This window comes from Leeuwenhoekiella parthenopeia (assembly GCF_020782115.1).
GTDB classification, from domain to species: Bacteria; Bacteroidota; Bacteroidia; order Flavobacteriales; family Flavobacteriaceae; genus Leeuwenhoekiella; species Leeuwenhoekiella parthenopeia.
Map to the genome: position 1 here is coordinate 13,965 of NZ_JAJGMW010000018.1, position 15,501 is coordinate 29,465.

Annotated in this window: 12 protein-coding genes; 3 read left to right on the plus strand and 9 right to left on the minus strand. The window is 45.4% G+C overall.

What is annotated here, in order from left to right; all coding sequences use genetic code 11:
• The first annotated feature begins 153 nt into the window (after positions 1-153).
• The 3 genes from leuC (at position 154) to leuB (ending at position 3,323) form a co-directional block, all read left to right on the plus strand.
• Positions 154-1,539: a 3-isopropylmalate dehydratase large subunit gene (gene leuC / locus LLW17_RS13240; protein ID WP_228230768.1), complete on the plus strand. Its 1,386-nt coding sequence runs from the start codon at positions 154-156 to the stop codon at positions 1,537-1,539.
• A gap of 1 nt (position 1,540) precedes the next feature.
• A complete protein-coding gene (gene leuD / locus LLW17_RS13245; protein WP_228230769.1) occupies positions 1,541-2,125 on the plus strand; it encodes a 3-isopropylmalate dehydratase small subunit in 585 nt (194 codons plus the stop codon).
• 82 nt (positions 2,126-2,207) lie between these two features.
• On the plus strand, positions 2,208-3,323 hold the full coding sequence (gene leuB, locus LLW17_RS13250; protein WP_228230770.1) for a 3-isopropylmalate dehydrogenase: 1,116 nt from the start codon (positions 2,208-2,210) through the stop codon (positions 3,321-3,323).
• A 122-nt stretch (positions 3,324-3,445) separates the two neighbouring features.
• Here the strand turns inward: leuB and LLW17_RS13255 are convergent, their stop codons facing one another.
• The 9 genes from LLW17_RS13255 to LLW17_RS13295 all read right to left on the minus strand — a co-directional run bounded on the left by LLW17_RS13255 (position 3,446) and on the right by LLW17_RS13295 (position 15,409).
• On the minus strand, positions 3,446-4,207 hold the full coding sequence (locus LLW17_RS13255) for an oxygenase MpaB family protein (RefSeq protein WP_228230771.1): 762 nt from the start codon (positions 4,205-4,207) through the stop codon (positions 3,446-3,448).
• A 363-nt stretch (positions 4,208-4,570) separates the two neighbouring features.
• Positions 4,571-6,016 carry a TolC family protein gene (locus LLW17_RS13260; protein WP_228230772.1) on the minus strand — a complete coding sequence of 482 codons (1,446 nt, stop codon included), beginning with the start codon at positions 6,014-6,016 and terminating at the stop codon, positions 4,571-4,573.
• A complete protein-coding gene (locus tag LLW17_RS13265; protein WP_228230773.1) occupies positions 6,006-9,209 on the minus strand; it encodes an efflux RND transporter permease subunit in 3,204 nt (1,067 codons plus the stop codon). Before LLW17_RS13265 ends, LLW17_RS13260 begins: the two co-directional genes overlap by 11 nt.
• A 22-nt stretch (positions 9,210-9,231) precedes the next feature.
• Positions 9,232-10,314: an efflux RND transporter periplasmic adaptor subunit gene (locus LLW17_RS13270; RefSeq protein WP_228230774.1), complete on the minus strand. Its 1,083-nt coding sequence runs from the start codon at positions 10,312-10,314 to the stop codon at positions 9,232-9,234.
• A 150-nt stretch (positions 10,315-10,464) separates the two neighbouring features.
• Entirely contained in the window at positions 10,465-10,851 is a 387-nt protein-coding gene (locus LLW17_RS13275) for a hypothetical protein (protein ID WP_228230775.1), read from the minus strand.
• 220 nt (positions 10,852-11,071) lie between these two features.
• On the minus strand, positions 11,072-12,370 hold the full coding sequence (gene argH, locus LLW17_RS13280; protein WP_228230776.1) for an argininosuccinate lyase: 1,299 nt from the start codon (positions 12,368-12,370) through the stop codon (positions 11,072-11,074).
• A 183-nt stretch (positions 12,371-12,553) separates the two neighbouring features.
• Complete coding sequence (locus LLW17_RS13285) at positions 12,554-13,618, minus strand: M20 family metallo-hydrolase (protein WP_228230777.1); 1,065 nt, start codon at positions 13,616-13,618, stop codon at positions 12,554-12,556.
• Positions 13,618-14,424, minus strand: coding sequence for an acetylglutamate kinase (argB, locus tag LLW17_RS13290; protein WP_228230778.1), 807 nt, complete (start codon positions 14,422-14,424; stop codon positions 13,618-13,620). Before argB ends, LLW17_RS13285 begins: the two co-directional genes overlap by 1 nt.
• Entirely contained in the window at positions 14,414-15,409 is a 996-nt protein-coding gene (locus LLW17_RS13295; protein WP_228230779.1) for an N-acetylornithine carbamoyltransferase, read from the minus strand. The genes argB and LLW17_RS13295 overlap by 11 nt, the downstream gene beginning before the upstream one ends.
• Between the last annotated feature and the right edge of the window lie 92 nt (positions 15,410-15,501).

Genomic DNA, 15,501 nt, shown 5'->3' on the forward strand with positions numbered 1-15,501 from the left:
TTAGAATCCTTATTTTTTGAATAGAAACCTTGCGACAAGCCCAAAAGGAATTCATTAAAACAAATTTTTCAATTTAGCGGCAACCCTCGAGGTATTAAAACCTTTGACTTTGCCAATAAACACCAAAAGTTCGAGAGAACCAATTGCATTAAAATGGCAGGAAAAACTTTATTTGACAAAGTATGGGACGCGCACGTGGTTGACACCGTGCCTAACGGCCCGCAGGTATTGTATATAGACAAACATCTTATTCACGAGGTAACGAGTCCGCAGGCTTTTTCAGAGCTTGAAGAGCGCGGTATCCCTGTGGCACGTCCCGATCAGATTGTGGCAACAGCAGACCACAACACCCCTACAGTAGATCAGCACTTACCCGTGCGCGATTTGCTTTCTAGAAATCAGTTGAAACAACTTACTGAAAACTGCGAAAAACACGGCATCACGCTTTACGGATTGGGACATAAATACAACGGAATTGTACACGTGATGGCTCCCGAGCTTGGGATCACCCAGCCCGGAATGACGATGGTTTGCGGCGACAGCCACACCTCTACGCACGGGGCGTTTGGTACGATTGCTTTTGGAATTGGTACCAGCCAGGTGGCGCAGGTTTTTGCAAGCCAGTGCTTGTTATTGACCAAGCCGAAAAGTCTTCGGGTGAATGTAAACGGAAAATTAAAACCCAATGTACTGCCTAAAGACGTAATCCTTTATGTGATCTCGCAAATAGGAACCAACGCCGGTACCGGATATTTCTGCGAGTACGCCGGAAACGTTTTTGAAGAAATGTCTATGGAAGGGCGTATGACCGTCTGTAATATGAGTATCGAAATGGGTGCCCGTGGGGGAATGATCGCTCCGGACCAGACTACGTTTGACTACGTAAAAGGGCGTGAATTTGCGCCTGAAAGTGCCGAGTGGGAACAAAAACTGGAATACTGGAAGACGCTTCCTACCGATGCGGATGCGGTTTTTGATAAGGAATACTCCTTTGATGCGGCAGACATCGAGCCTATGGTTACCTACGGAACCAATCCGGGAATGGGAATCAAAGTAACCGGAAGAATTCCGGATAAGGATGATGTCAACCTCGAGAAGGCTTTGGCTTATATGAATTTCAAAAAAGGTGAAAGTCTGATCGATAAACCCATTAATTATGTGTTTATAGGCAGTTGTACCAATTCGCGTATTGAAGACTTCCGCATTGCGGCAAACTACGTGAAAGGCAAACAAAAAGCAGCTAACGTAAACGCGTGGCTGGTTCCCGGATCACAACAAGTTGCTAAACAGTTGGTAGAAGAAGGGCTGGATAAAGTATTTACCGAAGCCGGTTTTGCCCTCAGACAGCCCGGCTGCTCGGCCTGTTTAGCGATGAACGACGATAAAATCCCGGAAGGCGAATATTGCGTTTCTACCTCAAACCGAAATTTTGAAGGAAGACAGGGACAGGGCGCCCGTACCATTTTAGCGAGTCCGCTTATGGCAGCAGCCACCGCCGTTGCCGGAAAAATCACAGACATTACCAAACAATTGAATTAAAATGGAAAAGTTCAGAAAAATTACCGATACCGCAGTCCCCTTACCTATTGAAAATATAGATACAGATCAGATTATACCCGCACGTTTCTTAAAGTCTACCGATAAGCAGGGCTTTGGAGACAATGTGTTTAGAGACTGGAGATACGATCACGAAGGCAATAAAAATCCGGATTTTGTATTGAATGATCCTACGTACAGCGGTTCAATCCTCGTCGCAGGAGACAACTTTGGTTGCGGGTCAAGCCGGGAGCACGCGGCCTGGGCGATTGCAGGCTATGGTTTTAAAGTGGTGATCAGCAGCTTTTTCGCAGATATCTTTAAAGGAAACGCGCTAAACAACGGGATTCTTCCTATTCAGGTAACTCCCGAATATTTAAAGGATTTGCTTCAAACCATAAAGGAAAAACCGGAAACCAAACTCACTGTAGATCTGGAAAATCAAATCCTCAGCTCTCCCGCAGGCGAACTGGAATTTGAGATAGACCCGTATAAAAAGGTGTGTATGATTAACGGCTATGACGACATCGACTTTTTAATCAGTAAAAAAGATAAAATCGAAGCTTTCGAGCGCGAGCGCAGCTTCTAAAAATATGTTGTCAGTCTGAGCCTGTCGAAGACTCAAGTTACTCAGACAGTCAACCAAAATGTTTTATAAATAAGTAACTATTATGAAATTTAATATAGCTCTTTTAGCAGGTGATGGAATTGGGCCGGAGGTCACAGATCAGGCGGTTAAAGCTTTGGATGCCATTGCAGACGTTTACGATCATACGTTTAAGTTTACCAAAGCTCCCGTGGGAGCTATCGCGATTGACCAGACCGGAAATCCGCTGCCCGATGAGACGATTGAGCTGTGTAAAAACAGTGATGCGGTATTGTTTGGTGCTATTGGGCATCCTAAATACGACAACGACCCTTCAGCTAAAATAAGACCTGAACAAGGCCTATTAAAGCTTAGAAAATCGCTCGGACTTTTTTGCAACATCAGACCGGTAAAGGCTTTTGACCGGTTGATTGATCGTTCTCCGCTTAAAAAAGAAATCATTCAGGGGACTGATATTTCGATCTATCGCGAATTGACCGGCGGAATTTACTTTGGGGATAAACACCTTAGCGAAGACGGTCAGGTAGCCACTGATGGCTGCTCCTATTCGGTAGAAGAAATAAGCCGTATCGCACATTTGGCTTTTAAGGAAGCTCAAAACCGAAGAAAAAAATTAACGCTGGTTGATAAGGCTAACGTTTTGGAAACTTCACGCCTGTGGAGAAAAACCGTTACCGAAATCGCCAAAGAATACGACGATGTGGAACTCGACTTCCTGTTTGTAGACAACGCGGCGATGCAAATGATCTTAAACCCGAGTCAGTTTGACGTGATCCTTACCGAAAACCTGTTTGGTGATATCATTTCAGACGAAGCTTCGGTGATAGGTGGTTCTATTGGTTTACTGGCTTCTGCTTCGGTGGGCAGCACGGTAGGAATGTTTGAGCCTATTCACGGCTCGTTCCCTCAGGCAACCGGTAAAAACATGGCTAATCCGCTAGCCTCCATTCTTTCAGCAGCGATGATGTTGCGTCATCTGGATCTGCATAAAGAAGCAGACGCGATTGAAAAAGCAGTTGAAAAATCTCTGGAATTAGGCATAACGACCGGCGATATCAACCCTGAAAAACCTTTTTCCACTTCAAAAGTGGGCGATTTTATCGCAGATTTCTTAACCCATCCTGATGATACCAATCGCAATTTTAAGAACATCCACATGGGGCAGAGCACAATTATTTAGATGTGAGAATTTAGAAAAAAGAGAATAGAAAAAAGAGCGACTCGTCTGAGATCGCTCTTTTTTTATTCTTTAAGCAGAAACAGTCGTTTGGAAGAAAATCCTCTCTATCACAAAACACTTTATTAAACCGCTACATTCAGAGCATCAATTTGCTCTTTGTAGTCTTTAGGAAGCAGCAACGTTTTGATCAGGGCATCTGCATTCAATTTTCGGCTTAATTTGTAAACCGGGATCAGTGGCTCTAACGCTGAAAACCGGGAATAATCCAGCAGTTTTCTTACCGGTTCTGGTACTAAAAGCTTTTGACTTTCCACTAAAATAGTATAACGCACCGGTCCCAAATGTTTCTTGTATTGTTTGAATAAGTCTTTCGTATAATCACTTTTATAGAGATTTTCTTTCAGATGCGCCTCACGCTGCGGCAACCAGCTTTCATAATCTGTGGCCAAATCTTCGAGTTGCATGCGCTTCCCAAACCGGTAAAATACATCGTAAACCTCCTGCTTTTCGTTAGCGGTAAGTTTTCGTTCTAAAACTTCAAAAGAAGCAATTGAATAATGAATGAGCATAAACAGCACATCACGGTAGGCCCAATCGGGAATTTGCGCCGAGCGCTCCTGCTCTACTGCTTTATGAATGTGATAGATGGAATCAATGGTTTGATACGCCCGGGTCTCTTCTGCAAAAATAATGCTGCGCGCATAAGTCACCGTCGAAAATAAACGCCCCAAAGGGTCTGCCGGAAGTTTCCCTGTAAAATACAACCAGTCTACAGCTTTATTCAACGCAAATTCGGCAGCAGCACCAGCAAAAATGAGCAGAACCGTATCACTGGTTCCCCAGATTTTACGCACGATAGAATCTTTTGCTACAAAATTTGACATAACGGGTATTTTTAAAGCTAACGTGTACCAAACAAAAATAGTCTAAATCAAGCCCCTCGACTGCGCTCGGGAAGACAGGAGTTTGAGATTGTTCTCATTTAGTTGTCGTCATTTCGACCGCAGGGAGAAATCGCATCAGCCAAGTTCTGAAAATACAAAATACCAACGCGGAAATATGAAATCAGAAATACGACAAGTAGTACCTGTTGAGCTCCCTTCTCTCCCGATAGCTATCGGGATGGAGAAGGATTGGGGATGAGGCCAAAAAAAACCGCCCGGGACGTCACATCCGGGCGGTTCAGGTTTATTGACTTCTATTTTTAGGGGTGAAAAGTCAACAACCTCCTCAACACTAATCAAATTTTAGTTCCAGCCACCGCCTAGTGCCTGATACAACTGTACATAGGCATTAAGCTGGGCGACTTTGGTCTCAACCAAATCAAAATTGGATTCTAAAGCATCGCGCTGGGTCATCAATACTTCCATATAATCTGCACGGGCAGAGCCAAAAAGCTGCCCCGCGATATCCACCGAGCGGTTAAGCGCTTCTACCTCTTGCGTCTTTAAATCATAACTTTTCTCCAGATTGGAAACTTTTGCAAGCTGATTGGCCACTTCGATATAGGCATTCAACACGGTTTGCTCATACTCATAAACCGCCTGAACCTGCTTCGCATTGGCACCTATATAGGCAGCCTTAATCTCGTTTCGGTTGATCAACGGAGCGGTGAGTTCGCCCGCTATCGAGTACAACAGCGACTCGGGCGAATTCAACAAAAATTGAGGCTTAAAAGCTTCAAAGCCCACACCTGCCGAAATCCCCAGAGAAGGATAAAACCTAGCCTTGGCTACCTTAACATCGAGTTTAGCCGCTTGTAAAGCGAGTTCGGCCTGTTTTACATCGGTTCGGTTTTCAAGCAATTGGGCAGGAATACCGGCGTTTAGCATCGCGGGCCTGATGTCCATAAATGAAACCGCAGTCCGCTCCACAGGTTGTGGAAAACGGTCTACCAGAAAATTGATTCGGTTTTCCGTTTCGGTAATCTTTTGCTGAATTTCATACTGCAGGCTGCGTGTGGACAAAACTTCAGCTTCAAACTTACTTACGGCCAGTCCGGTCGCTTTAGCCGCTTCCTTCTGAAGTTTTACAATTCGAAAGGCATTGCCCTGAATTTCGATGTTTCGGTTTACGATTGCCAGCTGATTATCCAACGCCAGCAGCTCGTAATACGACTGTGCGATCTCACCTACCAGCTGGGTAACCATAAAGTTTCGACCTTCAACACTGGACAGGTAATTGAGTACCGCCGCTTTTTTCGCATTGCGTAACTTACCCCAGATATCCAATTCCCAGGTCGCCTGAAGCCCAAATTTATAATTAGGCAAGGGCTCCGGAAATTCAACACCTTCTTTGATCTCAGTATTGGCATCATTAGCTCCCTGACTGGTGTAACGACCCACTTTTTCAGTTTCGGCGGCTGCCCCAAAACCTACAAAAGGCAGATATTCCCCTTTTCGGGCCCGAATTTCAGACTTCGAAATCGCGATTTCCTGAAGCATCATATTCAGTTCCTGATTGTGTACCAAAGCAGAATCAATCAGCTTCGCCAAATACGGATCGGTAAAGTACGCCTTCCAGTTTATAAGCGCAGTATTGGTCGTATCGCGCTGCATTTTCCCGGCGTATTGCTTCGGAAGCGCGCTCAGATCAACGTCTTTTTCTATCAGTCCCGGTGCTTTACAGCTTGAAAAAGCTAAAATTAAAAGCAGGATGGGAACGTATAGGGATTTATAACGATTACTTATCATAATTATCATCTTCAGATTTTGTGAATGTGTCTATTTCGTGAACGAAACCTTCGGTAAGCGAATGATCTTCTTCATCTCTGATGAGTTTTCGCCCATCGGCAAGAGAAGAAAAAATGAAATACAAACCGGGAACGATAATCACCCCGAAAATAGTTCCAAACAGCATCCCTCCCAAAGCCGAAGCCCCGATGGTATGGTTACCTATCGCTCCGGCTCCACTTGCCAAAATAAGCGGGATCAACCCGGCGATAAACGCAAACGAAGTCATCAAAATAGGTCTGAAACGCACCCGGGCTCCTTCTATGGCTGCTTCCAGTATCGAAGCACCTTCAGAACGTTTCAGCACGGCAAATTCCACGATAAGCACCGCGTTTTTACCCAGCAGACCCACCAGCATGATAAGACCGATTTGTGCATAAATGTCATTTTCGAGTCCCATCAATTTCAGCAAAAAGAACGAACCAAAAACTCCCACAGGCAACGAGAACACCACCGCCATCGGGATGATAAAACTCTCGTATTGTGCTGCCAGTACAAAGTACACAAAGACCAGTACGATGAGGAATATGAACACCGACTCATTACCGCGGCCGGCCTCGTCATAAGACAAACCTTCCCAGGCGATGTCATAACCTCTGGGCAGGCTGGTTGCCGCCACTTCTTTGATCGCGTCAATCGCATCTGCGGTAGAATAGCCTTTAGCTGGCAAACCTCTGATTGCGGCAGAATTGTACATATTGTACCGGGTAACCTCGTTGGGTCCCTGGGTCTTTTTCAGCTTCATAAACGCCGAATACGGAACCATCTCGCCCTCATCATTTTTCACATACATATTGAGTACATCGCTGGGCAATCTTCGATACTGGGGGTCAGATTGCACATAAACCTTAAAGAAGCGGTTAAACTTGATGAAACCCTGCTCGTAAGTACTACCAATCATGATATCCAGATTCTCCATCGCCTTACCAATGGTCACCCCTTTTTGCATTGCCAGATCGTTGTCTACCTCGAGTTCATACTGGGGATAGTTTGCTGCGAAAAAGGTAAAGAGACCGGTGAGTTCGGGACGGGCTTTTAAATCGTCAAGAAACTTTTGGTTTATTTTGTCAAAATCCTGATAATCGGTCTCTGTGTTTTTATCTAAAAGACGTAAGGAGAAACCACCTGATGAACCAAAACCGGGAATCGCAGGGGGTTCAAAAAACTCGATTACCGCACCCAGACCTTTTGATTTTTCTTCGAGCTCTTCCATGATTTCTTTCACATCGTGATCCCGATCATGCCAGGGTTTGAGGTTGATCAAACAGGTACCGGCGTTAGAACCGCGACCTTCGGTCATAATCTCATAACCCGCAAGAGATGAAACCGATTCAACACCTTCAATGTCCTCACAGATTTTCTGAAGTTCCTGAGAAACCTTGTTGGTTCGCTCTAAGGTCGCTCCGGGAGGCGTCTGAATAATTGCGTAAATGGTACCCTGATCTTCACTGGGGATAAAGCCCGAAGGCAATACCTGACTCTGCCAGTAAATCCCGGCACAAAATACCAGAAGTACCGCAAAAGTGAGCCATCTCAGACTTACAATTCGGCGTAGTAGAGCCACATACTTTCCGGTGAGTTTGTCAAACACGTGGTTGAATTTATCAAGCGAACGGGTGAGTATATTTTGTTTATGCGGCTTGGCATGGTGATTTTTGAGCAACATCGCACACAATACCGGAGTGAGCGTCAATGCGATCAATGCCGAAATCACAATCGAACTCGCCATCGTGATCGAGAACTGCCTGTAGAAAGTCCCCACAGGGCCAGACATAAACGAAATGGGTAAGAATACCGAAACCATCACCCCGGTAATTGCGATAATCGCGCCGGTGATTTCGCCCAAAACCCGCTTCACCGCCTGATAGGGCGTGATTGTAGGGTACTGCTCAAACTTGGCGTGCACCGCCTCTACCACCACAATCGCGTCATCGACCACAATACCGATGGCAAGTACCAAAGCAAATAGCGTCACCAGGTTTATGGAGAGTCCAAAAAACTGAATCACAAAGAATGCTCCGATGAGCGATACCGGCACGGCGATGATCGGGATCAGTGTAGAGCGCCAATCGCCCAGGAATATAAATACCACCAGGGCAACCAGAATAAACGCATCGCGCAGGGTGTCTACCACCTGCTCTATCGAAGAATCGAGGAATTTGGATACATCGTAGCTGATGCTGTATTCCATTCCCGGAGGGAAATCGGCTTCGAGTTCCTTCAGTTTTTCCTTTACCTCCTCAATAACTTCACTCGCGTTACTGCCGTAGTTTTGTTTCAATACAATCGCTGCGGAAGGATGCCCGTCCTGATTGGAATAAATATCGAAGAATTCGCTACCCAGAGCTACGGTACCTACATCTTTTAAACGAATACTTTCTCCTTCGGCATTAGCTCTTAAAATGATATTCTCGTATTCTTCGGGCTCGTTGAAACGCCCTTTATAGGTCAATACATATTCTAAAGACTGGGCTTCAATACCCGAACTCTGTCCCAAACGCCCGGGACGACCTACCACGCTCTGCTCCTGCATGGCTTCCATTACATCTTCCACCGAAATATTATAAGCCCGCATACGGTCGGGGTTTAACCAAACCCGCATCGCATAACGACGGCTACCCAAAATCTGTGAACGCGCGATCCCTTTAAGACGGTTGATCTCCGGGATCATCTTGACATCAGCATAGTTGTAGAGAAATTTTTCATCCATACTCTTGTCTTTAGAGTACAGGTTTACGTACATCAACATACTGGGCTGAATGGGTGTAATGATCACCCCTTCGCGCTGCACCAGTTCGGGCAGCAATGGCATAACCTGGTCAACCCGGGTTTTCACACGAACCACCGCATCGTTGGGGTCAACGCCGGGTTCAAAAATGATACGCAGGGTGGCTTCACCGGCACTGGTCGCATCGGTAGCCATATAGCGCATATCCTGCACCCCGTTGATCGCATTTTCGAGGGTAATGAGGGTTGATTTTACCAGTACATCTGCACTCGCACCGGGATAGGCGATAAAGATGTTTACTGTGGTAGGGGCAATCTGCGGAAACTGCGAAATAGGCAGTTGTTTTATAGATAACGCACCTACAAAGACAATCATAATCGAGATTACGATCGCAAATACAGGTCGCTTTATGAATTTACTAAACATGTTTTGTGTTTTTGGGGTGAGATTACTCGGCGTACAGATCTAAATCGGTTAGTACCGTCTTGGGATCTTTTACCTCAAATGCTATCTGCTCATTTTCACGTACCAGTCTTAAGCCTTCCAGCAGGATTTTGTCTTTGGGAGAAAGACCGGAAGCAATTGCATAGAGATGCGGCATTTCGTTAGCGATCTGTACTTCCCGTGATTTCACGATGCCTTCTTCGGTTATCACAAAAACATATTTTTTATCGAGTACCTCAAAGGTGGATTTCTGCGGAATCAGCAAAGCATCTTTAAGTGGAATGGTAACGTGCACATTACCGGTTTCCCCATGTCTCAGCAGACCTTCAGGATTTGGGAACGTCGCCCTAAACGGAATGTTTCCGGTCTCGTTATTGAAATCCGCTTCAATGGTTTCTACGATTCCGGGGTGTTTAAAGTAGGCATTGTTAGCCATCAAAAGCTTAACCTCTGGCTTTTCAGCAGTGGTTAAATTGCTCTGATAATCCAGATATTCGGCTTCGGGAACATTATAATATACCCACATAATATTATTATCAGACAGACTGGTAAGCAACTCGCCTTCATCTACCAGACTTCCCAGTCTTACGTGAAAGCGGTCTACGATACCGTCAAAAGGTGCTCTGATCTGCGTGAACTCGAGATGTACCTGAGACAGGGACAATTCGGCATTGGCTTTTTGCAGTTTGGCTTTAGCCATTGCCAGTTCGTTTGGCGCAACAATATTGCTGTCGGCAAGCTTCTTGGTGTTTTCATATTCAATCTCTGCGAAACGCGCTTCGGCTTTGGCTTTTTGCATTTCGGCTTCATACAATTTGGGCATAATTTGAAACAGCAACTGCCCTTTTTTAACGGCCTGACCTTCATCTACAAATATTTTCTGAAGGTAACCGCGCTCCTGAGCACGCAGTTCAATGTGGCGGCTTGATTGTATTTGCGCTACGTAATCTTTGGTGATTACCGTATCTAATTTAATGGGGTTGGTGACTAAAAAAGTGGTTTTTTCTTCTTCTTTGTGGTGTTCAGATTTGCAGCTTACGTGCAACAAAAGCGCACCCAGGCCTAGCATCATGAGAATTCTTTTCATGAGATTTTTAGTTTTACGATAAATGATTTGATGTGAGGTGCTCTTCCCTAATGGAAAAGACACAGAATTCCCTGCCTGGTCTGCTATAGTGTGAGGTAAACCAGTTACAGAAAATGCGTTTAGCCCGCGAGCGCGAGCTTAAGTTTTAAATCAAAGTCTGAATACCTGAAAAAGGATATACGGCTTTACGGCACCGGCAAGATTTGCACGGGCCCGTGTTGGAGTAAAGGGAAGGTTTAGGTGAAAATTACAAACCCCTTCCAGTTGAGAACCGGTAATGACCGGTTGGGTAAATCGAACCTGTTTGGATCGGGAAACTTTTTCTGAATCTTCCTCGATCTCAAACTCGGCAACTTTGTATTCGGTATGTTCTTTATGATTGGGGTTGTAATGAAAACCGGCATTACTGGCATTTTCCTGAACCTGCTCTTCAAATATACAGGCCGAATCTGATGCTTCCTGAGGTATAAATGCCCATCCGGAAATGTTTAGAATTCCGGCCAGAAGTAAACTGAAAATAGAAAGGGCTACCTTCATAATATCTTGAAAAAGATGCAGCAAAAGTATGGGAAGGAATAATCTCCTACAATGAACAGACTAAAAAAGTTTATCGATTTAGTTGGTTGAGTAGCATTTTTATTAAAGAAACAAAATACACCGTTTCAAATTGACAAAAGCACAAAATAAAACAGGCCTTTTCGATAATAAAAAGGCCTGTTAAAGAATTTATTGAATTATCTGTGACAGCGACTTCCGCTTATTTGATATTCAAAGCGGTTGAAACCTTGCGCATTTTAGCCCTGATTTCATCGAAACCGGGGTTGTGAATGCTCCCCAGGTGCGTATGCTTTTTACCCGGCTCGGGCTTATAGGTACCGGCCTGCACCTGTCCTCCTATTTCCTGATAGGCTTCGCGAAACGACTTGCCTTCAACCACAAGATCATTAATACTGTCTACGGTAAACAGGTATTTGTACTTCTCGTCATTCAGGTCAATCTCTTTAACCTGCACCTGACTGATGGCATAATCAAAGATTTCGAGAATGTCTTTCATAGACTCCACCGCATTGATGGTATTTTCTTTGAGCAACTGATAATCGCGATGGTAACCGCTGGGCAGGTTGTTTGTAATCAAAATCATTTCGGTACTCAAAGCCTGAATTTTATTGCACTTACCGCGTATCAATTCAAACACATCGGGATTTTTCTTGTGCGGCATAATGCTGCTGCCGGTAGTTAACTGCTCGGGGAAGCTTACAAAGCCAAAATTCTGGCTCATATACAGACATACATCCATCGCAAAGCGCGAAAGGGTGTTCGCCAAACTTCCTAAAGTAGAGGCCAGCGTACGCTCGCTTTTACCACGAGCCATCTGCGCGGCAACCACATTGTATTTCATCGTGGTAAAGCCCAATTCTTTGGTGGTCATCTCGCGGTCAATCGGAAACGAACTCCCGTATCCCGCCGCAGAACCCAGTGGATTTTGATCTACAATATCCTGCGTGGCATTGATGAGGATGGTATCGTCGATGAGCAATTCGGCATAAGCGCTAAACCAAAGTCCGAAACTGCTGGGCATAGCCACCTGCAGATGCGTATATCCCGGAAGCAATTGATCTTTGTGCGTTTCGCCCAAATACATCAGCGTTTCAAAAAGCGAAACCGTACGCGCCTTAATTTGCTGCAACTGCTCTTTATAATACAATTGCAATGCCACCAGCACCTGATCGTTACGTGAGCGTGCCGTATGTACTTTTTTTCCGGTTTCGCCCAGAATAAGCGTTAATTCGGCTTCCAGCTTCGAGTGAATATCCTCGTATTCCGGTTCGATAAAGAAATCGGGGTTCTGCGTATGTGCCTCCAGAATATCGAGCTGGGGCAACAAATCTTTAAGCTCCTGATCAGTCAGAATGCCAATTTTATTCAGCATTTTCACGTGTGCACGTGATGCCTGTACATCGTATTTCGCAATATGCGCATCGATTTCCCGGTCATTACCTACCGTAAAACGGATGATCTTATCGTCTATGTTTGCTCCTTTATCCCAAAGTTTCATAATCTAATTTTTACATTCCCGTGAAGGCGGGAATCTTGTCCTCCCCTGACCCCGAGCCCCCTAACCCCAAAGGGGGGACGAAAGCACCAAGAATTAAATTTAATATTCAATCGCCAGCGATTGAACCTGTGTTAGTATTATTTCTATTCCCGCTAGTCATTCCCCCTTCGGGGGTTAGGGGGCCTACAGAATGCTTTTCAGCAAATCTATATAAATCTGAATGCCTTCTTCAATCTCCGCGACGTAGATGAACTCGTTTGCGCTGTGCGAACGGGTGCTGTCGCCGGGTCCGAGTTTGAGTGAAGGGCAGCTCAACACCGCCTGATCGCTCAAAGTTGGCGAACCGTACGTACTTCTACCCAATGCGATACCGGCTTTTACGAGTTCGTGATCTTTTGGTATGGAAGATGAATTCAACCGCAGACTGCGCGGTACAATCGAATCGCAAGGCGCTTCGGCCTTTAGCAAATCGGCTATTTCCTGATTGCTGTATTGATCGTTAACCCGAACATCAATAACCAGTTCCACATCTGCCGGAACTGCGTTGTGTTGTTTTCCGGCTTTGATCTGCGTCACGGTCATTTTTACCGCTCCCAGGGCTTCCGAGACTTTCTCAAAAGTATACTCTTTAAACCACTGCAATACGGGGATGCAATTGTAAATCGCATTGTTTTCGTTAGGATGTGCGGCGTGTGACGGAGTACCCAGCACTTTCGCATCAAATACCACCAGACCTTTTTCGGCGATAGCCAGATTCATCAACGTAGGTTCGCCCACAATCGCCACATCAACAGGAGGAATCACCTTAAGCATACTGTTGAGCCCGTTAGACCCGCTGCTTTCTTCCTCGCCACTGGCAACGATAATCAGATTGTATTTTGGGTTTTCCTGCGCGTAGAAATACGTAAACGTTGCGATTAGCGATACCAAACATCCTCCCGCATCATTGCTTCCTAGCCCATACAACTTGCCGTCTTCTATATCCGGACTGTAGGGATTTCGGGTATAGCCGTTATTGGGTTGCACGGTATCGTGATGGCTGTTAAGCAGTAAAGTCGTTTTACCTTCCGTAAAATGCTTGTTGGTCGCCCATATATTGTTTGCCTGGCGCTTAAAGGGTATGTCGTGCGCTTTAAACCAGTTTTCAATAAGTGCAGCCGTTCCTTCTTCTTCTGAAGAAAAAGACTGCGTTGAAATCAGGTTTTTTAATAATTCTATCGCCTCTTGCGTAAGTCTTTCTATGCTCATTACAGTCGTAAGGTTGTAAAATTAATAGTTGTATGGTGCAGCATCTCCGGCTTGCCCAGTTGCACTTTGTGAACGCCGCCTTTTAGGGCGTAAAAGCAGTTTTCCAGTTTGGGCAGCATACCGTCTGCGATAATACCGTCTTTCAGCAAATCGGCATATTTCTTTGTATCTATATCTTTGACAACCGAGTTTTCGTCCTGAATATCCAGTAAAACACCTGCTTTTTCAAAGCAATAATTGAGCGTTACCTCATAATATTCAGACAGCCCGATTGCGAGTTCACACGCAATGGTATCGGCATTGGTATTGAGCAGCTGTCCTTTGCCGTCGTGCGTGATGGCGCAGAAAACCGGGGTAATCCCTATTTGGGTGAGCTCACGGATTAGTTTGGCATTTACGCCTACCACATCACCCACAAAACCAAAATCTACCTCTTTAACGGGCCGCTTAACTGAAAGAATCGTATTTCCATCAGCTCCCGAAAATCCAATCGCATTGCAATCCCGTGCCTGTAGGCCGGCTACAATGCTTTTATTGACTTTACCGCCGTAAACCATGGTGATGACCTCAACCGTCTCGGCATCGGTAATGCGACGCCCGTTAATCATTTGTACCGGGATCTCGAGACGCTCTGCCAGTTGAGTAGCTAACTTTCCTCCGCCGTGAACCAGAATTTTAGGTTCGGGCAAAGCCGAAAACGCATCTAAAAAAGCCTGTAAATCTTCTTCTTTCTCGATGATGTTTCCACCTACTTTGACGACGTTAAGCCCCCTAGCCCCCGAAGGGGGTACTGATTTAGTTTTCATAACTAGTGGCTTTTAACTCCCCCTTTGGGGGATGGGGGGCTAAATTTTCCAATATCCTTTTCAGCACCACCTGTGCCGAAAACGTACGGTTGTTGGCCTGCTCAATAACCACCGACTGGTCGCCATCCAAAACCTCATCAGCCACAATGACATTGCGACGCACCGGCAGGCAATGCATAAATTGTGCAGTTCCCAATTTTTCGGAAGTGATCATCCAGTCTGAATGGGTTTCCGGGGTGGCTACAACTTTTCCGTATTCTTTATAATTACTCCAGTTTTTTACGTAAACGAAATCGGCATCTTTCAAAGCTTCATCCTGATCGTAAACAACCTTAGAATCCTTGACAACATCGGCACTCAACTCATAACCTTTTGGATGTGTGATGGTAAAATCCACATCCATCTTCTGCATCATCCCGATAAACGAATTGGCCACCGCGTGCGGCAAGGCCTTGGGATGTGGCGCCCAGCTGAGAACCACTTTAGGTTTGGATTGCTGCGAAAGTTCGGTTATCGTAATCGCATCGGCCAGCGCCTGAAGCGGATGCGCCGTGGCACTTTCCATATTGACAACAGGCACCGAAGCATATTTTTCAAAACTTGAAATCACATACTCGCTTTCGTCCTTGGCCTTATCGGTAAGGGTTGGAAAGGCGCGCACCGCGATTACATCTCCGTATTGGGAAATGACCTGTGCGGCTTCTTTAATGTGCTCGGAGGTGTCTGCGTTCATCACGGTACCATCTTCAAACTCGAGCTTCCAGGCATCGCTGTTAAAATTCATCACCGTAACATCCATCCCCAGGTTGCAGGCGGCTTTCTCTGTGCTGAGGCGCGTGCGCAAACTGGAATTGAAAAACAACATTACTAAGCGTTTGCGTTTTCCTAAATGTTCAAAAGCATAGGGGTTTTTCTTGATTTCGCGGGCTTCCGCGATTAATTCTTTTAGATCGGTAATGTCGTCTAATCCGGTGTATTTTTTCATTTGTTGATTCCTGTCAGGTTTATAATGTGCAGCCGAAATCTCTGCTTTGTCCTCTCCCCAGCCCTCTCCAAAGGAGAGGGGGTTTGAGTAGT